Source organism: Crocosphaera sp. XPORK-15E, from assembly GCF_034931425.1.
GTDB lineage: Bacteria > Cyanobacteriota > Cyanobacteriia > Cyanobacteriales > Microcystaceae > UHCC-0190.
Map to the genome: position 1 here is coordinate 93,986 of NZ_JAYGHQ010000011.1, position 18,137 is coordinate 112,122.

The following is an 18,137-nucleotide window of genomic DNA, read 5'->3' on the forward strand; positions in this document are numbered from 1 at the left end:
AACTGAAGTCATTGACTGGGATGATGTTGTTAAGGCGATCGATCAAGAGATGGAAACTCATCAAAAAGAAGCTATAAAAGACCATAGAGAGCTAGAAATCTATAAAAAGGCGTTTGGTGCAGCTATGGAAATCTTCCATTTATCCAAGAAATTTCCGGTTGAAGAACGATATTCATTGACTGATCAAATTCGCCGTTCTTCCCGTTCTGTCTGTGCCAATCTAGCTGAAGCCTGGAGAAAGCGGAGATATGAAGCAGCATTTGTAGCTAAACTAAATGATTGTGAATCTGAAGCGGCTGAAACCCAGACTTGGCTAGAATTTGCTGTAAAATGTAATTATATGGACGTTGAAGATGGACGAAGACTTTACGGAATTTATAATCAAGTGCTTGCTGGCCTCGTAAACATGATTAAAAATCCCACCCCTTGGTTAATGAAACGTTAATCTTCCTCAGCCCCCTCAGCCCCCTCTGCCCCCTCTGCTATTCATTATTCACTGGTGAATTAATTTTTTCGGCGATCGCCTGTAAAGGGTTTGGTTTAATTGTTTGGGGTTTGGTAACAGGAACGATCTTCACAGAAGGTTGTAACAAACTATCATCAACCCAGGCTGAATAATGTTTCACTTCCGTTAAATTTTTAGTTAACTTAATTAAATCTAAATTGCCGCGCATAGCATAGATTTCTGGCCGTTGTTGTTGAGGCATATTCCAGGTACTAATTCCCCCAGGGCCACCCCCAAAACTATTGAGAGGAACACTATCAAAAGGACGTACAAAGCGATCGCCTTTCCATACCCAATCTCTCCCTGGCCAGTATAAAATAGCTTGCCAAGGCTTGGGTTTTTGGGAGTCGGGATAAATTTCTGACCAAAGAATAGCCCCATTCTCTTTTAAAGTTGCCTTAAAACCGGGCTGATAGAGGATTTCATAGCGTCCCTGACGGGTTTCATAATCTTGAAGTGACCACCATAACACCTCAACGGTTTCCTCTGTCTCAGTCGGTTTCAGGGTAGCATCTGGGGTCGAATCTAACAAACTAGAATATAACTTAAGTCCCTCCGTTGGGATCTTGGCTTGTAACTTAAACTGCCAACATTGCCAACTCTCAGCAACCTCGACTTTTTGCCATTTTACCTGACAAACGCCATTACCTGTGGCAACCCATAATTTATCTTGATCTAAGGCTAATTCATGGGGAATTACCCCAATTAAGGGACTATTTCGGGGATTATAGGATTTAATATTTTGAGACTTAGGATCGTAGGAAACCAGGGCCATTCCAGCTAAATAGGGGTTTCCCTCCCCACTAATTTGTGTCCCTAACCAAAAAATTAGTCCGGTTGAGGTTTTGGCGATCGCTAGATCATTAATTTGTTGTTTAGCTAATTCTGGGGGTTGAATTAGGCTAATTTTAGCCAATTTGGGGTCATAAGTCGCAATGGTAGCAATTCCCCCATTGCCTTCCCCTTGTTCGGGGGAAATTGCCCAATAAAAGCGATCTTGGTCAATAATACTAGCTGTAATGGCAGGAATACCCAATTGAATTCCGGCTTTTTTCGCTTTAACTTGATCTAAGGTGTATAAAATCTGACGCTGAGGCTGATTATTATCTGGTTTAATCAGTTCTAAAATAACCTGTTTGGGTTCAACCTTAAAATCGGGAAAAGGATTAGGATCAAGAAACACCCGATATTGATAAGATTTCCCTTGCCATTCTAAGGTTTTATAGGGAGGATCTCCTAATTCTGTGATCGCTTCTTCATAGGTTTTCGGGGGAGTTTCAGCAGGTTTATAGGTTCCTTTTTTAACGATCCAACTTTGATTTTCCTGGCAAAAAATAAAGTCATAATATGCACTTTGAAAGGTCAGGGTTGACTCAGTTTTAATAATATCCAGGCTTTGTAAATGACGATAAATTTCTTCCTCTCCCTTCACTTGAAAAATCGGAGGAGATGAAGGAGGAGAAGGACAATTTTTATTAGATTTAAGCGTTGCTTGTTTAGGGTTACTACAACTATTGAGTAACCAAGCAAGACTGACAAAAATAATAAATGGTTTCATATTAAAGACAATAATGTAAACAATATCTGTAGAGGAAATTCATGAATTACGCCTACAAAAAGTCTATACTAGATCATTTTGTTTTTCAATTCCTCTAAATACATAGTCCATTTAGCTGCTAAGGGTATCTCCGTAAAGGGAATTTTAATTGCTGGAGTATTTTGAGCGAAGAAACTAAATTGTATTACGGCTTTTCCTTTGGTTGGCAACTCCGTTAATTCTACAACACGATCATTGATTAAAAGTTGAATTTTGTCAACATCATGTAAAGAAAAGTTATGTAAATTATCAGGAATAAAACGAGCAGGTTTACCCCAAGTTATTTGTTTCCCTTTGACCCCAATCATAGCATAGATATCATATTTAGCTTGGTCAAAATCTTCTGCCCATTTACCATAGGCTTCTACTTTTTTATATTCATTCCAACCAGCCCAAGCTAACCCAAAGAAAACCATAAGTAAAGACAACCAGAAAAGACCCCGTTCCATTGTTAAATTTCCTATACTAATAAGATATATGATAGAATGCGTTTTAGTTTATGCGCCCATACCTGAATATTGTTTTAACCCTAGTTTCCACAACCAACGATTGAGAATAGCAAAAATACTGATCCAACCTAACATAATCAAGAAACCATTAATTATATTAACCGGAAAATCAAGCAATAAAGCCACTGGAAAATAAACAGTATAAGGGAAGGGTGTCCACATAACAATATCACGAACAGTAGAGGGAAAAACATCCAAAGGGGCAGCAACACCTGATAAAAATATATCAAATAACAACCAAAATTGTTGAATTGCGGCTGCCCTTTCTGTCCAAAAAGCACCCATCGCAAAAGTATATTGAATTAAAAATCGTAAGGTAAAAGCCATTACTATCGTCATTAAACATAGAAAAATATTCAGGATATTGGGTATCCAGAAAGCTTGAGGATAGAGAGCGAAAAATAAAAATGTAAGAAAAATAGATAAAGGAAGACGGGTAAATTTTTCGGCAATATGTCGGGCGATATGATGCCATACAGGATCAAAAGGTTGTAACAATTTAAAAGATAATTTTCCTTCAATAACTTCTTGTTCAAAATCCCAAATCACCCAAACATTAGTAAATTGACGAATTTGGAAAACAGCAAAAAAGTAACGAGCAAATTCTGTCGCACTTAAGACAAATTTTCCCCCTTGGGCAGCTTCTACCCAAACCCCCATCAAAATAATAGGCAGGGAACCAGATAAAACCCATAAAAATATTTCTGCTCGATACTCTAACATATCAGCATAATAAACCGAAAGAATGGTGAAGACTTTTTTAAGGAACCACTTCATAGTAAAAAATCATCTAGAGGAGATATAATAATAATAAGTAGAGTCATGAATAAAGTAGTCAAATATACGGTAAATCTCCTTAAATAGCTTTTACACTTCATCAAGATAGTCCTTTCCACATTTTATTGAGGAGATGGTAAACCTTAACCCCAAGTGATCTAAATCACAAACGTTAATCAACCCAATCATCGTTTAACCAAAGCTTAGCAGATGAAATCAACCTTACTTACTCCTACGGGGAATAATAGCTCACCCACCAAATTACCATCCACCTTCAATAAAGTAGAAGAGGACAATGGGACAAATACTGCCCCAGAAAGTGGAAAGGGGAGTCAATGTCTATCCTTGGGGAAACTGGCACAAAAGCTGCAACAAACCTTAGAATCTCACCATGGTGAGCGTCATATCGTCGTTATCCAGGATTTTCCAGATCCTGATGCCCTTTCGAGTGCCTGGGCTTATCAATTGATGGCTCAGCCTTATGAGATCGAATGTGATATCGTTTACGCAGGGACACTTTCTCACCAAGAAAATATTGCCCTTGTCAGACTGACAGGTTTACCCGCCAAACGGTGGAGTGTTAGCACCCTGAAAGAGCGTGATCTTTCCATTTATCAAGGCTGTGTCTTAGTAGACTCTCAGGGTAATACCAGCCAATTAATGCCTTATGTTAAACAGGCAAAAATCCCCATTGTGATCGTGGTAGATCATCATACACAACAGGGTAACATCAACGCTGAATTTATTGATTTGCGCCCCAAAATTCGCGCCACTGCCACCATTATCACTCAATATTTACAAGCAGGACTATTAGACTTTAATAGTAATAACCCCACTCATGTCAAATGTGCCACAGCGTTAATGCACGGCATTCGCTCTGATACCAATGGGTTATTACAAGCACAGGAAGAAGACTTACTCGCAGCGGCCTATTTATCCCGTGTTTATGATCCTCAATTACTCAATTCGGTGTTACAATCAGCGCGATCGGGTCGGGTAATGGATGTGATCGAGCGATCGCTGAAAAACCGTATGATTCAAAATAATTTCTCCATTGCGGGGGTTGGCTACTTAAGATATGAAGATCGTGATGCCATTCCCCAAGCTGCCGATTTTTTAGTGACTGAGGAGAATATTCACACTGCTGTGGTTTATGGTATTATTCATGACCAAGAGCATGAAATCGAAGTGATAATAGGTTCTTTACGCACCAATAAACTTACCCTAGATCCCGATGAATTTCTCAAAGAAGCATTAGGAAAAGATGCTCAAGGCCGTTATTATGGTGGCGGTAGAGAGATGGCTGGTGGTTTTGAGATTTCCATGGGATTTTTTGGCGGTGGCAATGATGACAGCGATTATACTAAGTTGAAATGGGAATTAGTAGATGCCCAAATTAAACAAAAACTTTTGCGATTAATTAATCCTAAAAATCAAGTCATTCATGCTTAGATTTTCATAATACTCTAACAAAAAACATCCTTGAGGATTTAGAAAAATTAGCTACCTATTTAGGTAGCTTTTACAATTTTTAAAGGTAAATATAAGTCATGAATTGTCAAAAGCGTATTAATAAAAGGCTAAAATTTTTACGGGAAACTGAGACTAATTTTTAATGAAATGACTTAGGGGAAGACTGAGGAGTAAAACTCGCAATTAAAAGTAAAACAATGCCAATGTTAATAAAAACATCAGCAAAATTAAACACCGGAAAATTAATTAAACGAAAGTCCAAAAAATCCACTACATAACCAAACAAAAAACGATCTAACCCATTTCCTAATGCACCGGATAAAATAAAACCATAGCCTAATTGTTCCGTTATACTCATTTTTTCTCCCCACCAAGCAAAGGCCATTAAGGCTAAACTTACCCCTAAAGAAAGCCAACGCAACCATTTAGCCCCTCCCGTAAAAAAGCTAAAAGCTGCTCCTGTATTAACTACATAGGTAAAATGAAAAACCCCTGACCATAAAGGTAAAGTATCTCCAATATCAGTAAATGATTGTACTACCCAATACTTGGTGATTTGATCAAGAATTAAACCAAGCAAACCTACTAACCAAAACCACCGATTTCTTTTCATAAATCTTCCCCATCAATGGGATGTTTATCAAATAATTTTGAGCAATTAATAAAATAAAATTTGACGTAAAATAAAAGCAATAATTGCCATAGCACAAACAATCACAAACTGACCAGGAATCGGATGTACTGAATAATTAATAATCATCTCGAACAGACTGCTATGAGGAACAGTTACAGGGCTTAAAAAAGACAACCCAAGCAAATAAATTAAGCCACAAAGATGAATCACTAACAACCCACTCAGTCCACTGATAGCCAAAGATTCTAATTTTGTCCTAGTTTGAAACGCCATAAGACCACAAAGCCAAGCCCCAGGCATAAAGCCCAAAATATAACCAAAACTTGGTTGCTGCCAATAGTCCAAACCCCCGCCTTGAGCAAAGACAGGATGCCAAAATAGTCCCAAGAATACATAGGCAACTTGAGAGAGTAACCCCGCGTTTTTCCCTCCCATACACCCCGTTAGGAGTACGGCCCCAACTTGAAACGTGACCCCAAGGGGTAAGGAATGAACCCCTTGATCTGACCAAGTCCAGGGCATATTGGTGACGAAAGCTTCAACAAAGGTGCTGAAAACTGTTAATAATAAGCCGATTATCGCCCAAAGAAATTCATTGGCAAAAGACACCGTTGATGAGGTTTTTGTATTAGTTAGCTGTTTTATGGGTTTGCGTTTGATACTCACCAGGAATTGGAGCTTCACCCCCTTGCAGTCCTAAAGATTCTAGCATTGCGTGATCTTTTTCTGGGGGTTGTCCCAGGGTTGTAAGGTAATGCCCAATCAGCATAGCATTAATTCCCGATTTTAACCCTAGACTTTGTAATTCTCCCATAACAGCCTCTCTGCCCCCCGCATACCTGAGAATTTGCTCAGGCAGGATAAAGCGGAAAATGGCGATCGCCTTCAATGCCTCAAATACATCTAATTTTGGTAAATGGCCCAAGGGGGTTCCTTCTCTTGGGTTGAGGAGGTTAATGGGAACGGAGTCTACTTGTAATTCCCGCAAAGATAAAGCCAAATCTACCCGATCTTCCCAGGTTTCTCCCATCCCCATAATACCGCCTGTACAGGCTTGTATTCCGGCAGCTTTGAGGTTCTTTACAGTTTCCACGCGATCGCCCCAGCTATGGGTGCTTACAATGTCGCTATAGAAGTTTTCTGAGGCTTCTAGGTTATGGTTATAACGGGTAACACCTGCTTCTTTAAGTTTCTGTGCTTGTTCTAAGGTAACTTCTCCGAGGGCGCAACAGGGCTTAATATTGGTTTGGGTGGTAATTTGTCTTACTGTTTCTAATATTTGCTCAAATTCTCCTGATTTCGGGCTACTATATTTTGGCCCCCGTCCCTGACTGACTAAACAGAAGCGTTTGGCCCCTGCGGCTTCTGCTGCCTTGGCTTGGGCGAGAATTTCTTCTGAAGATTTTAGCTCATAGATGGGGGAGTCTTCCCCTTGATGATGGACTGACTGGGAACAAAAACGGCAATTTTCCGAACAGTTGCCCGATTTAACATTGATAATGCTACATAAATCAACTACGTTACCGCAACAGGCTTGACGAATTTGATCTGCTGCTTCACACAATAATAAAATGTTGTCCTTGCCTTCTATTTGGGTGAGGGTTAATGCTTCGGTTTTTTTGAGGCGATCGCCATTTATGATGCGTTGTACGATTGATTGTAACCAGGCCTTTAATTGGGCGGTTTCTTGGGGTAGGGACTGAGTTTGAGGGGGTGAGACGGATATTTGAACCACGATAGTCTTACCTGATGCTGTTTAGAATCATCTGCATTGTATCATTTGAAGGATTTTAACCAGAGTTGACAGCAAGAAATCTTTCCGTAGGGACATAATATCGTTATGTCTATATATGCCTATTCCTGGGGGTTTAATTGAAACAGCCTGAGAAGGCACAAATCTCAACATCATTAATTCAACCATTATGAATCATGTCTAATACGCCCCTACAAGTAACAACTGATCTGAGTGAAGTTTTAGGACAAATCAGTCAAAAGCTCGATAAAATAGATGAGCGTCTTAATCATTTAGAAGTAGGACAAGCTCGTAAGGTATTTTATTATTTACTATTAGTTTGTCTGCTGTCCATTCCCTCTATTTCCATTGCTCCAATGATAAAACTGTCCTTTCTGATGGGAAACCTTAGACCAAAATTTTGTAATAGTTCTTAATACAAAACTGTTTATTTATTGATGTTCTAACTGACAAAAATTTAGGAAACACTTGAAAGCCTTACCATCGTCTTTATAATGGGTAAGCTAGAATACGCATTAACCAGCGATCGCCCATCCCAAACCTATGACCCAAAAGCCACCCCTAAGTCAAATCTTAACCCAAGCTGTCCAACAAATGGCTAAGACCAACTTTGGCCCATCAGTGCTGAAAAAAGGGGCAAAAGTACCAGAATTAAGGGTAAAAGAGGAAGAAAAAGAAGAACCTAAAACCTATCCCTTAATTGGCGATCGCTACATCATCGGACGCAGTTCAAGATCCTGTGATATAAAGATACTAAACCCTGTTGTCAGTCAAGTTCATTGTTCCCTCCACCGCGACAAAAAGAACCCCCGTCACTTCATCCTCAAAGATGAAAACTCTACCAATGGGGTTTACTACAAACGACGAAGACTAGATAATTTACCCCTGCGTCATGGGGATGTGATCACCTTGGGGCCCCCAGAATTAAAGAATGCGGCCACCTTCACCTATCATAACCCCCCGCCAGTATGGATGCGTTGGTTCAGATATGGACTTTATGGCACCGGATCAATATTTACCCTACTTATTTTATGGTTGATCTGGGAAACCAGTAAAATTGCTGTGCGTCCCTTACCTTCTGGAGTCAGCGGCCCCGTCGTCATTTATGCGGGTGATCAAGAAACGCACCTAAACCCCATTAGTAGGGACACCCACCAAGAAATTGATAATTTAAAAGACTTTTCCCCCTATTTAACCAAAGCCCTTATTGCTTCTGAAGATAGTCGCTTTTATTGGCATTTTGGGGTAGATCCCTATGGTATTTTGCGGGCAGTGGTAATTAATTTAAAAGATGACGGTATTCGTCAAGGGGCTAGTACCCTAACGCAACAGTTGGCCCGCAGTTTGTTCCCTGAAGTGGGACGACAAAACACCGCAGGGCGCAAGTTAAGAGAAATGATCGTCGCCTTGAAACTAGAAGCAGTTTATAGCAAAGATTTTATCTTAAAAACCTATCTTAACCGCGTCTATTTAGGGGTGGGAAGCTATGGGTTTGAAGATGCGGCCCAATTCTATTTTGATAAATCTGCCACTAAACTGAATATTTCTGAGGCTGCAACCTTAGTGGCCATGTTACCGGCCCCCAACCTATATAACCCCGTCCAAGACTATGATACCGCCGTACAATTGCGAAATCGGGTGATTAGTCGCATGACTGCTTTAGGGATGATCCCCCCTGACGAAGCAGCCCGGGCCCGGCGATCGCGTATTGATATTAGTCCTGAAGCCCGAAAAGCCCTCGCTAACAGTCTTGCCCCCTATTTCTATGGTTATGTCTTTGAAGAATTACAGGACTTATTAGGGGATGAAGTGGCCAAAGAAGGTAACTTTATTGTAGAAACAGGCCTCGATCTTGAAAAACAGGCCAAAGCAGAAAAGAAGTTAGGGGAAACAGTAAAAACCCAAGGGCCTAATTATGGCTTTTCCCAAGGGGCCATGGTAACTTTAGACACCAAAACAGGGGAAATATTAGCTTTAGTCGGGGGAACAGACTATAAACAAAGTCAGTTTAACCGGGCTACCCAAGCAAAACGCCAACCAGGTTCAACTTTTAAGGTGTTTGCATATGCTGCGGCCTTAGAACAAGGGATCTCCCCAGGTAAGTCCTATTCTTGTGGGGGTATTCGTTGGCAGGGACAAGCTTATAAACCCTGTGAAAGAAGTAGCGGGGCCGCGGATATGTATCGCGGTTTGGCTCAGTCAGAGAATACTATTGCGCTACAGATAGCGCGAGAAGTGGGGTTAAACCGTGTGGTAGAGATGGCCCAACGGTTAGGGGTTAAATCTGAGTTAGAGGCTGTTCCTGGCTTAGTTTTAGGGCAAAGTGAGACGACTGTATTAGAGATGACGGGGGCCTATTCTGCCTTTGCTAATGATGGGGTTTGGAACCGTCCCCATGCTATTCGTCGTATTTTAGATGGCAGTGACTGCACAGATGATAATAACTGGCAGACTTGTCGAGAAATTTATACCTTTGACCAGGATAATAGCGGGACGCAACAGGCTATGTCTCCCCCCGTGGCCCAAACCATGACGGTTATGTTACGGGGTGTTGTAAGCGGTGGTACGGGGCGAGGGGCTAGTATTGGCTTGGGGGAAGCGGGAAAGACGGGAACCACTGATAAAGCGGTTGATCTCTGGTTTGTGGGCTATATTCCCAGTCGTCATCTGGCTACGGGTATTTGGTTGGGTAATGATGATAATTCGGCAACCAGGGGCAGCAGTGGTCAAGCTGCTGCTTTATGGGGTGATTATATGAAGGAAAATTAGGTGATTTTTGTAGAGGTAATTCATGAATTAAGTGGTCGGACATAAATAAGCGTAGGGTGGGCATTGCCCACCAAAAGGCTAAAACGCTGATCTAGAGATTATTGTGGGCAATGCCCACCCTACAAGTTGTATTCGTTTAATTATGTCCGACTACTTACCTCTACAGTTCGGGCCTGTGAGTGAGTATTGTGTCTATTATTCCCCTAGGACAAAATATTGCTTAATTCTTTAGAATAGGCATCTCCAAAAAAAGCAACATTATAATAATAACAAGTTAAATTTTTCATTAAAAAGGAACCAAAAAAAATGTTAGAAGAAACCATACATATTCTCTCAGGTATTGCAGTAATAATAGCACTATGGGCGATGAAGTATAATGACATAAGCAGCAAAATTTTAATTACTTTATACGTCATTGCGATCTATATAATGACTCACTATTCTAAAAAAATATTTAATCAAAAAATCTCTGATAATGCAGTTAGAGACAAACAAATATATGAAGAATTACACAATAATCATCAATTGACTATCAAAGCAATAGAAGATAAATATTGGAATCAATTGGAAATAAAAACCACAGAAATCAATTTATGTAAAGAACAAATAGCCAGATTAGATCAAATTATCAAAATAGTTTCAGAAGCTTACAAGAACCTAATTAAAGTCTCTTACAATCAAGATATTAATACAGAGGAATATCTCAAAGATTTAATCGAAAAAAGCACAGAGTGATAAATCTAGTTTTCTAACTTCAGCCAATCATTAAGTTTTATGACTGTTTGAGCAGACTATTTCCAGCAAAAACCCAACACAAATAAACCCTGATCTCAAGAAATGATAGGGTTTCCATTAAAATAAATCCGTCAGAGATCCCTCCCCAGATTAAGTTATGCTCCCTTGACATTTATCTAAAAAACGGTAACAATAGATACAGAAACTAAATCGTTCATCTTTCAAGTTTTCCTGTCTGGGAGGTTGAAAGACGGAAGTAGGGAACTCTCCCGAAGGAACGCGCCTACCGATCGCAATAACAGTCCACTACTCGGAGGCAAGAACGATGAAACTTAATTATCGCGGTGTCCAATACGAATACAACCCCCCTACGGTCGAATTTTCTCCCCTTGATATCAATAGTCAGGAACTTGATTGGCGGTTCCGCAATCAAAATACATCAGTTGCACATCAACCTAATGTTAACTTGACTTGGCGGGGCGTTAAATACGACAATAACCCTACTTCTGAAGGCAATATTAAACAAAAGTCTCGGTGGTTGATGTTACGTCGTCAACAAAAACAATGCGATCGCGCTGAATCTATGCACATTCGTTTAGCTAATGAAATTGGCCTAACGCAAGCATAAAACAATGCAGATATTATTAACAATAAAATTCTCCTTGCTATTTCAGCCGGGAGAATTTTAGCGTTGCATAGAACCTATTTCTGATGTTATATCATCATAAACAGGATTTATTTATGTAGAATATGTTATTTAATAATTCATAAATTTGCGAAATGTGCTAAAAATAATTAAAATTTAAGATTATTTTCCATCAATTAGGATGAACTTATGCTAACATTTCGGAACGAGAATTAGGTAAGTTAGTCATGAAATTCGCCCTAGTTAGTCAAGATTTTCAAACAATTACCGGAAAAACTGGCCGGGCCAGGAAATTTTTGGTATATGAAGGGAGTCAAGAAACCCAACCAACCCTGATTGAAAAGTTAGAAATTCCTGATACTTTACCCACCTTTCACGATCTCCATGATGATGATATCACACCCCATCCTTTGGATCATAGTATCTTAATTACAGGAGAAGCTGGAGAGGGCTTAACTCAACGTTTGAGTCGTCGCGGCATTACTGTTTATATTACCAGTGAAACTGACCCTGTGATAGCCATTAATGGTGTGATAAAAGGGAATATTAATACGGTAGCACCCACACCCCATAAAGATGATGGTAGCTGTTAAATTTAAAATGAAATAACACAGCTAATTTGATGCTTTCAACTATTAGTCTGTAGTTAACTCTAAATGGCTTATTTTTAGCAGATATTGTTAACTACAAACTTAATTTATAGCTTCATCTTAGCTGTGTTAATCTGGTAGGTATAGATTATCCTAAACTCAGTCTACATTTTACTATTATCTTTGATTTTTGTCACTAATTCTGATACTTGTTCAGGAGTCATGACAGGTTTTTCTGGTGCATTAACGGAAGGCCAGGCTGTTTTTAATTCCTGTAATGTAGTGGTAATAACTTCATTTTTCTCAGGATATTTTTCACTCATGGGTTTAGCAATAGATTGATATAATTGTTCTGCATAAACCAGAAATCCCATGGAGTCCTGATATTCAATTACTTCGACAATTTTACCATTAGCGATCGCCGCTTCATATTCGGCATTTGCTGTCTTTAATAGTCCATTAATAACGGGTAAAATTGTCTCAGGAGATTGTAATTTATCCGCAGGAACTGCTGCGATCGCCTGATCAATAGCGATGATTGAAGTATCATATTGCCCTTTAATTTTATCAGACTTTGGATTTGTTTTGACACCATCATGAAGTTGATTTAAAGTTGATTTAAAATCCTTCACATTGCGTTTAGTTAATTGTTCCTCAATATCCCCATATAATTCTTCTACAGGATGACCAATATGGGGTTCTGCTTCTGCATATTTTCCTTGGTCTATTAATTGTTTAGCAATGAACAAATGACCTTTCATTAACCCTAAAGTAGTTAAATATTCTCTGTCTTCATTTTTAGAATCAGTTTCTACCACTTCTTGGGGAGAACTTTGAGCATTATCTTTGGTTTTTTCTGCTTGACTACAACTGGTTAAAGTGATAGCAAAAGGAACTAAAAGTAGGGGAGATATATAACGAAAATTAATCATAGTTGATGCTCCTTATTAGTCATTAATTCAAACTTACTGTCATTGTAAATCAGTTAAGTATCTAGAACATTAAATATTCCTAAACATCCATATTCTGCCATAGTATCTTGATGAGGATGAAACATAAATGTTCCAGGATAATTATATGAAAACTCTAAAATATGGCGTTCTGCGGTTCCCATTGTAATCATATCGGTTTCCTCATCAGGGGTTAAACTCCTCCCGGTACGATAGACTTTAAACATATTGCCATGAATATGAAAAGTTGCCACAGGATCAAACTCAATCATATTGAGAATATAGAGTCTAATTAACTGATTTTTGTAGATAGAAATAGGATGATCTCGGTAATAATTTGGAATGCCATTAAAAGCATATAAATCATTTTTACGAACATTATTAATATCATAGCCACCTAATACCATAACCATCTCATCTGCGGGGGGACGTAGTTGAGGAGGATCAACAATAAACATTCCATATAAACCCTTACTAATATGACGAGTAACAGGGGCAACATGACAATGATAAAGATGCACTCCGAATGGTTTTGCTTCAAACTCATAAATAGCAGTTTTACCGTGACGAATAGGTTTAACGCCGTCCATTTCTGAAGGATGATTCCCATGAAAATGTAAACTATGAGAATGGCCATCTTCATTCTCAAAAATAATCCTAATTTTATCCCCTTCTCTTGCTCTCAAAGTCGGGCCAGGAACACGATTATTGAGATTCCAACTAACAAAAGAAATGCTACCGTTGAGATGTAATAAACTGCTGTTAGCTACCACTTTAAACTCTCGAACAACTCGCCCATTTTCTCGTTTAATTGTCCCATAATCAAAATCCCTTAAAAGCATCATAGGATTAAAAGGATTATCAAGAGTTGGGTTATCATCTTGAGTAATATCAGGAATCTTTACCCCATAATTACTGCGAGAAATCAGATGACGTAATCCTATAGTTCCTCCGGCCAAACCTAGTCCTAGTAATGTAAGGGAACTTTGCATAAATTGGCGACGACTCCAACTATTAAGCGGTGAATCTGTTGAAAATTGTGACATGATTTATTAACCTATAAATACTCATTTTCTTCAATACATAAAGCATCAGCTTCCGGTTTTTGTAATTTAATTAAATTACCTTTAACTTCAATCATCACCGGCCAATAAATTGATGCTTGTCTGACTAAAATAAATTCTGTTCCTGGGGTTAAACCCATAGACAATAATTTGCCTTGATAACCCCTAAATATTTTGTCGTATCCAACAATATAACCCTTTGCTCCTATGGGGAGTTCTCGCAGATAAGTTGTTCTGGTTTGTTGCATCATTTGTCAAGGTAAAAAAATCACAGTAATTGATAAATAAATTGTCAGACGTAATAAGTTTGACATTAATTAAATCCTCACACCTTGTTTCGTTTCCTGGGGGCAATTCATGAATTGCCCCGACAACACATCCTTCTCTCCCTATTTCCAGCCCGCCCGATCCATAATTTTGACCGCAGTGGCTAAATTAGGGCCAAAAGCAGCTATATCCGTCTCATCTGCTTTAAATGTGCCGAAACTGGCTAAAATTGGATCGAGGGCTACTCCTGCTACAACCGGATATTCATCATTGCCCTTAGCAAAGAATTCTTGGGCTGTATTACTGGTTAAATATTCCAGAAATTTGACCCCATTTTCTTTATGGGGCGCATTTTTCACCACCCCGGCCCCACTAATATTAACGTGGGCCCCTCTGCCATCTTGGTTAGGGAAGAATACCCCAATTTTGGCAAAAACTTCTTTTTTCGCTGGTTCTTCTGACTTGGCAAAACGGGTTAAATAGTATGTATTGGCCAAAGTTAAATCCCCTACTCCTGCGGCCACATCTTCAATTTGTCCCATATCATTACCCTGGGGGGGACGGGCAAAATTCGCTACTAAACCCCGACACCATTCTTCCGTTTTCGCTTCCCCATCTGCTTGAATTAAGGATGCCACTAAAGATTGGTTATAAATATTGCTAGAAGGGCGCATCACAATCTTACCTTTCCATTTGGGATCAGCTAACGCCTCATAAGTCGATAAATCTTCTGGTTTCACCTTTTCTTTGTTATACATGATCACCCGCGCCCGTTTGGTAAACCCAAACCAATATCCTTCTGGGTTACGCAAGGATGGGGGAATTTTTTCTTCTAAAATAGGAGAGGAGATAGGAACAAAAAGACCTGCTTCCTGGGCCCGCCATAATTTGGCTACATCCACTGTCATTAAAATATCAGCTTGGGTATTTTCTCCTTCGCTTTGGATGCGCTCAATTAGTTCATCTGCACTCCCTTCTACCAAGTTGACTTTAATCCCTGTTTCCTTGGTAAACCCTTCATACAATGCCGTATCTGTGTTGTAGTGACGGGAAGAATAAAGGTTTAACTCCCCTGTTACTGATGCGCTTGGGCTAGGGGACGGGGTGTTATTGCTGTTTTTTTGTCCACAGCTAGTCATCAGTTGACTCATACCAATAACTGCTGTCGCTGTACTTCCACTCAGAAATAGTCGTCTCGATAGTTTTCTCACGGTTTATTGGGTTCCACTCCTTGATACTAGATTGCTTTTTATTCTCGATATTGTCTGATGTATTGTAGCACTATTGCTAATAATTCCCGATAATTTTTCGTAATTTTTCCTTAAACCCAACAAAATCGCCATATTATTCAGGGATAAAAATCTTTATGACCCTTATATCAAGCTAGTTTTAGGCGTGCTGAGGAGTTTAGCCTGTTTCGTTAGCAAGTCTTGACAAATTCCCTCAATCAATTTTGTCTTGCTGATTTTTATCAATAAGCAGAAATAATTGAGAATAGTTAATCATTAAATGTACAATAAATAATTATGTTAAAGAATATTTTATCAATCTTTCTTAAAGAGAATTGTCCCCTCTGTCAACGTTCCACAGATGAAGAAATTTGTTATGATTGTCAACGACAATTAAAAAGCTGTCAATTAAAACATCCTAAAAAATTGTGGCAAGGAGAATTACCCTTATTTGCTTGGGGAAAATATGAAGGAAAATTAAAACAGGCGATCGCAGCTTTAAAATATGAGAATAATCCTCAAATCGGAGAATTTTTAGGATTTTGGCTCGGCGAAACTTGGCTAAAATATACTTTAATAAAAACCCAGAAAACACCGACAATTATTCCCATTCCCTTACATTTAACGAAAGAAAAAGAAAGAGGATTTAACCAATCAGATCTGATTGCTAAAGGATTTTGTCAAATCACTAAATATCCCTTAAAAACTAAAGGGTTAATACGAATTCGTCAAACAGAAGCAATGTTTGGCTTGACACCAGAACAACGAAAAGCTAATATTCAACAAGCATTTTCGTTAGGAAAGTCCCTACAAAATCATCCTTTATCAACCCCAATTCTTTTAATTGATGATATTTATACCACAGGCACAACCGCCAAAGAAGCAGCGAAAGTTTTAAGTATTCAAGGATTCAAAGTGTTAGGAATTATTGCTGTTTCTACTACCCAAAATCAATCCCTTAATAGAGAGCTTGTCTTGAAAACTTTGTTGTGATATATTATGGACTCTTGATATTTAGCTCAGGATAGCTGAAAAATTATTAAGAAAGTGCTAATTTTAGAAAGTATTCTTGAAGGACGCTTTTAGAATGCAGGTGAGACAACTCACCCCTGATTAACTTAAACCATTAGTATTGCATTGGGATTTCAAAAAATGTTTTTCAATCGTTCACTATTGACAATTGCAGTGCTTAGCGGGAGTTTACTATTACCCATTGTAGGGATAGCAAGAAATGCGATCGCCGAGGAAGTAAGCCCAGAAATGACGGCCCCTGCTGTTCAACAAGAGGCCGTGGCCATACCTTCCGAAACCAACCAAGTTTTAGCCACCCGTCTTGTGCTTAACTTGAAAGAACGTCGGGTTTATGCCTATCAAGATGATAAGGTTTTAGCCAGTTATCCTGTGGCGATCGGCAAAAAAGGATGGGAAACCCCCAAAGGTAACTTTACAGTCATGCAGATGGTCGAGAACCCGAAGTGGAAAAACCCCTGGAATGGCAGAATAAGCGCACCCGGCCCCAATAGTCCTTTAGGAGAACGCTGGATTGGTTTTTGGACAAATGGCAAAAATCACATCGGGTTTCATGGAACCCCTGGAGAACACGTCATGGGTCAAGCAGTGTCTCATGGATGCGTTCGCATGAGAAATCGGGATGTTAAAGCCTTGTATGAATTAGTTAAAACGGGAATTCCGGTAATTGTTCAATGAATTGACACAAGCTTCTAGCTGTGAATTGTTTCGATTAACGCCAGAGAAAAGTTAAGATCAAGAGTAGGGAGACAAAAACCAATCGTCTCCCGATCTCACCCGAAGCGTTTAATATTAAGACGATTATGGCTAGTGTTAGAAAATACTCCTATACAACCGAGCAAATTTCCGCCTGGTTGCGAGGTTTACTCACCATTGCTTGGTGTGACGGGGACTATGACCCCCAAGAACAACAGTTAATTGCCGAATTAACCCAAGACTTAGCTCTTGATTACCCAGAAACTGTCTTATACACCTCTATCACCCCGGAAGAACTAGCTGAGGTTTTAGGCCATGATCCCAAAATCGGTGAAAACTTCTTAAGAACGGCTGTTTTGGTGGCGATCGCGGATGGCATTTATTCTGCTCCTGAAGCGAAACTGTTACATGAGTTTAGTGAGGCATTAGGCTTAAAAGTCGAGGCTTTAGAAAGTCTAGAACACACCCTTTGTGAACCCCTGGCAGAACATTCTGAAGCCTTAGCATTAGATCAAACCAGTGGTTTAGTCAGTCCCCCTCATCCTCACCCCGATCTTTTATATCCTCTCAAAGACTGGTTAGATGGGATGGATATTCATGATCCCCGTTTGGCCCGTTTTATCTGTAAGATGGTTCCCCCTCAATGTCCTTTTGAGCGAGATATTAAATTATTTGGCCATAAAATTGTTCATATTCCCCCTTTATGTAAATTAAACCCCCTCTATGAACAATTAGTCGGGTTAAGATTTCGTGCTTTGTGTTATTTAGCAGATGACTGTGAGGAAGATATTTCGGAATTTACTTGATTTTTTTGAGGGGCGATCGCTTTATTTTTCATCTGCGATCGCCTCTCTATTTCATGGGGATTCAGTTATAATTTAGGGGATTTTTCAGATATAAAAAAAAAGGGGGAA

20 protein-coding genes and 1 riboswitch are annotated in these 18,137 nt (G+C 39.3%); of the genes, 10 read left to right on the forward strand and 10 right to left on the reverse strand.

The window, feature by feature from the left end; all coding sequences use genetic code 11:
- Nucleotides 1-49 precede the first annotated feature (49 nt).
- Nucleotides 50-445, forward strand: coding sequence for a four helix bundle protein (locus VB691_RS13610; protein ID WP_323292205.1), 396 nt, complete (start codon nt 50-52; stop codon nt 443-445).
- Nucleotides 446-482: 37 nt separating this feature from the next.
- Here the strand turns inward: VB691_RS13610 and VB691_RS13615 are convergent, their stop codons facing one another.
- The 3 genes from VB691_RS13615 to VB691_RS13625 form a co-directional block, all read right to left on the reverse strand.
- The gene (locus VB691_RS13615; RefSeq protein WP_323292039.1) at nt 483-2,063 is read right to left on the reverse strand and encodes a hypothetical protein; all 1,581 of its coding nucleotides are present in this window, start codon (nt 2,061-2,063) and stop codon (nt 483-485) included.
- 68 nt (nt 2,064-2,131) lie between these two features.
- The gene (locus VB691_RS13620) at nt 2,132-2,551 is read right to left on the reverse strand and encodes a hypothetical protein (protein ID WP_323292040.1); all 420 of its coding nucleotides are present in this window, start codon (nt 2,549-2,551) and stop codon (nt 2,132-2,134) included.
- A 48-nt stretch (nt 2,552-2,599) separates the two neighbouring features.
- Complete coding sequence (locus tag VB691_RS13625) at nt 2,600-3,388, reverse strand: ABC transporter permease (RefSeq protein ID WP_323292041.1); 789 nt, start codon at nt 3,386-3,388, stop codon at nt 2,600-2,602.
- Between the two features lie 210 nt (nt 3,389-3,598).
- Here VB691_RS13625 and VB691_RS13630 point away from each other — a divergent pair, with 210 nt between their 5' ends.
- Nucleotides 3,599-4,840, forward strand: coding sequence for a bifunctional oligoribonuclease/PAP phosphatase NrnA (locus tag VB691_RS13630; protein WP_323292042.1), 1,242 nt, complete (start codon nt 3,599-3,601; stop codon nt 4,838-4,840).
- 160 nt (nt 4,841-5,000) lie between these two features.
- Here VB691_RS13630 and lspA read toward each other — a convergent pair whose 3' ends face one another.
- From lspA to bioB, 3 genes are read right to left on the reverse strand one after another with little or no spacing between them, the layout of a single operon-like run.
- Complete coding sequence (lspA, locus tag VB691_RS13635; protein ID WP_323292043.1) at nt 5,001-5,474, reverse strand: signal peptidase II; 474 nt, start codon at nt 5,472-5,474, stop codon at nt 5,001-5,003.
- Nucleotides 5,475-5,519: 45 nt separating this feature from the next.
- Nucleotides 5,520-6,161, reverse strand: coding sequence for a biotin transporter BioY (locus VB691_RS13640; protein WP_323292044.1), 642 nt, complete (start codon nt 6,159-6,161; stop codon nt 5,520-5,522).
- Complete coding sequence (gene bioB / locus VB691_RS13645; RefSeq protein WP_323292045.1) at nt 6,124-7,230, reverse strand: biotin synthase BioB; 1,107 nt, start codon at nt 7,228-7,230, stop codon at nt 6,124-6,126. The genes VB691_RS13640 and bioB overlap by 38 nt, the downstream gene beginning before the upstream one ends.
- 194 nt (nt 7,231-7,424) lie before the next feature.
- Here bioB and VB691_RS13650 point away from each other — a divergent pair, with 194 nt between their 5' ends.
- From VB691_RS13650 to VB691_RS13670, 5 genes are all read left to right on the forward strand, one after another.
- Nucleotides 7,425-7,664 (forward strand): hypothetical protein, encoded by a 240-nt coding sequence (locus VB691_RS13650; RefSeq protein WP_323292046.1) that lies wholly within the window; start codon nt 7,425-7,427, stop codon nt 7,662-7,664.
- Nucleotides 7,665-7,791: 127 nt separating this feature from the next.
- Nucleotides 7,792-10,017: a PBP1A family penicillin-binding protein gene (locus tag VB691_RS13655; RefSeq protein WP_323292047.1), complete on the forward strand. Its 2,226-nt coding sequence runs from the start codon at nt 7,792-7,794 to the stop codon at nt 10,015-10,017.
- Between the two features lie 306 nt (nt 10,018-10,323).
- Nucleotides 10,324-10,752 carry a hypothetical protein gene (locus VB691_RS13660; RefSeq protein WP_323292048.1) on the forward strand — a complete coding sequence of 143 codons (429 nt, stop codon included), beginning with the start codon at nt 10,324-10,326 and terminating at the stop codon, nt 10,750-10,752.
- Nucleotides 10,753-10,961: 209 nt separating this feature from the next.
- Nucleotides 10,962-11,036: riboswitch (Glutamine riboswitch) on the forward strand.
- A gap of 41 nt (nt 11,037-11,077) precedes the next feature.
- The gene (locus VB691_RS13665; protein WP_323292049.1) at nt 11,078-11,380 is read left to right on the forward strand and encodes a DUF4278 domain-containing protein; all 303 of its coding nucleotides are present in this window, start codon (nt 11,078-11,080) and stop codon (nt 11,378-11,380) included.
- A gap of 245 nt (nt 11,381-11,625) precedes the next feature.
- Entirely contained in the window at nt 11,626-11,991 is a 366-nt protein-coding gene (locus tag VB691_RS13670; RefSeq protein WP_323292050.1) for a nitrogen fixation protein, read from the forward strand.
- 161 nt (nt 11,992-12,152) lie between these two features.
- Here the strand turns inward: VB691_RS13670 and VB691_RS13675 are convergent, their stop codons facing one another.
- From VB691_RS13675 to VB691_RS13690, 4 genes are all read right to left on the reverse strand, one after another.
- Nucleotides 12,153-12,920: a hypothetical protein gene (locus VB691_RS13675; protein ID WP_323292051.1), complete on the reverse strand. Its 768-nt coding sequence runs from the start codon at nt 12,918-12,920 to the stop codon at nt 12,153-12,155.
- 53 nt (nt 12,921-12,973) lie between these two features.
- On the reverse strand, nt 12,974-13,984 hold the full coding sequence (locus tag VB691_RS13680) for a multicopper oxidase domain-containing protein (protein ID WP_323292052.1): 1,011 nt from the start codon (nt 13,982-13,984) through the stop codon (nt 12,974-12,976).
- An 11-nt stretch (nt 13,985-13,995) separates the two neighbouring features.
- Nucleotides 13,996-14,253, reverse strand: coding sequence for a FeoA family protein (locus VB691_RS13685; protein WP_323292053.1), 258 nt, complete (start codon nt 14,251-14,253; stop codon nt 13,996-13,998).
- Nucleotides 14,254-14,391: 138 nt separating this feature from the next.
- Nucleotides 14,392-15,480 (reverse strand): Fe(3+) ABC transporter substrate-binding protein, encoded by a 1,089-nt coding sequence (locus tag VB691_RS13690; protein ID WP_323292054.1) that lies wholly within the window; start codon nt 15,478-15,480, stop codon nt 14,392-14,394.
- 315 nt (nt 15,481-15,795) lie between these two features.
- Here VB691_RS13690 and VB691_RS13695 point away from each other — a divergent pair, with 315 nt between their 5' ends.
- From VB691_RS13695 to VB691_RS13705, 3 genes are all read left to right on the forward strand, one after another.
- Nucleotides 15,796-16,491, forward strand: coding sequence for a ComF family protein (locus VB691_RS13695; RefSeq protein ID WP_323292055.1), 696 nt, complete (start codon nt 15,796-15,798; stop codon nt 16,489-16,491).
- A 159-nt stretch (nt 16,492-16,650) separates the two neighbouring features.
- Nucleotides 16,651-17,205, forward strand: a complete 555-nt coding sequence (locus VB691_RS13700) for a L,D-transpeptidase (RefSeq protein ID WP_416245094.1) — start codon at nt 16,651-16,653, stop codon at nt 17,203-17,205.
- A gap of 125 nt (nt 17,206-17,330) precedes the next feature.
- Nucleotides 17,331-18,029, forward strand: a complete 699-nt coding sequence (locus tag VB691_RS13705) for a Mo-dependent nitrogenase C-terminal domain-containing protein (RefSeq protein ID WP_323292056.1) — start codon at nt 17,331-17,333, stop codon at nt 18,027-18,029.
- The last annotated feature ends 108 nt before the right edge of the window (nt 18,030-18,137 follow it).

What these genes read in the sequence shown, in the direction of transcription:
- lspA (WP_323292043.1), bottom strand. Translation starts at nt 5,474, where the DNA reads ATGAAAAGAAATCGGTGGTTTTGGTTAGTAGGTTTGCTTGGTTTAATT.
- VB691_RS13620 (WP_323292040.1), bottom strand. Translation starts at nt 2,551, where the DNA reads ATGGAACGGGGTCTTTTCTGGTTGTCTTTACTTATGGTTTTCTTTGGG.
- VB691_RS13650 (WP_323292046.1), top strand. Translation starts at nt 7,425, where the DNA reads ATGTCTAATACGCCCCTACAAGTAACAACTGATCTGAGTGAAGTTTTA.
- VB691_RS13615 (WP_323292039.1), bottom strand. Translation starts at nt 2,063, where the DNA reads ATGAAACCATTTATTATTTTTGTCAGTCTTGCTTGGTTACTCAATAGT.
- VB691_RS13675 (WP_323292051.1), bottom strand. Translation starts at nt 12,920, where the DNA reads ATGATTAATTTTCGTTATATATCTCCCCTACTTTTAGTTCCTTTTGCT.
- VB691_RS13655 (WP_323292047.1), top strand. Translation starts at nt 7,792, where the DNA reads ATGACCCAAAAGCCACCCCTAAGTCAAATCTTAACCCAAGCTGTCCAA.
- VB691_RS13630 (WP_323292042.1), top strand. Translation starts at nt 3,599, where the DNA reads ATGAAATCAACCTTACTTACTCCTACGGGGAATAATAGCTCACCCACC.
- VB691_RS13680 (WP_323292052.1), bottom strand. Translation starts at nt 13,984, where the DNA reads ATGTCACAATTTTCAACAGATTCACCGCTTAATAGTTGGAGTCGTCGC.
- VB691_RS13610 (WP_323292205.1), top strand. Translation starts at nt 50, where the DNA reads ATGGAAACTCATCAAAAAGAAGCTATAAAAGACCATAGAGAGCTAGAA.
- VB691_RS13705 (WP_323292056.1), top strand. Translation starts at nt 17,331, where the DNA reads ATGGCTAGTGTTAGAAAATACTCCTATACAACCGAGCAAATTTCCGCC.
- VB691_RS13700 (WP_416245094.1), top strand. Translation starts at nt 16,651, where the DNA reads ATGTTTTTCAATCGTTCACTATTGACAATTGCAGTGCTTAGCGGGAGT.
- VB691_RS13670 (WP_323292050.1), top strand. Translation starts at nt 11,626, where the DNA reads ATGAAATTCGCCCTAGTTAGTCAAGATTTTCAAACAATTACCGGAAAA.
- VB691_RS13695 (WP_323292055.1), top strand. Translation starts at nt 15,796, where the DNA reads ATGTTAAAGAATATTTTATCAATCTTTCTTAAAGAGAATTGTCCCCTC.
- VB691_RS13665 (WP_323292049.1), top strand. Translation starts at nt 11,078, where the DNA reads ATGAAACTTAATTATCGCGGTGTCCAATACGAATACAACCCCCCTACG.
- VB691_RS13625 (WP_323292041.1), bottom strand. Translation starts at nt 3,388, where the DNA reads ATGAAGTGGTTCCTTAAAAAAGTCTTCACCATTCTTTCGGTTTATTAT.
- VB691_RS13660 (WP_323292048.1), top strand. Translation starts at nt 10,324, where the DNA reads ATGTTAGAAGAAACCATACATATTCTCTCAGGTATTGCAGTAATAATA.
- VB691_RS13685 (WP_323292053.1), bottom strand. Translation starts at nt 14,253, where the DNA reads ATGATGCAACAAACCAGAACAACTTATCTGCGAGAACTCCCCATAGGA.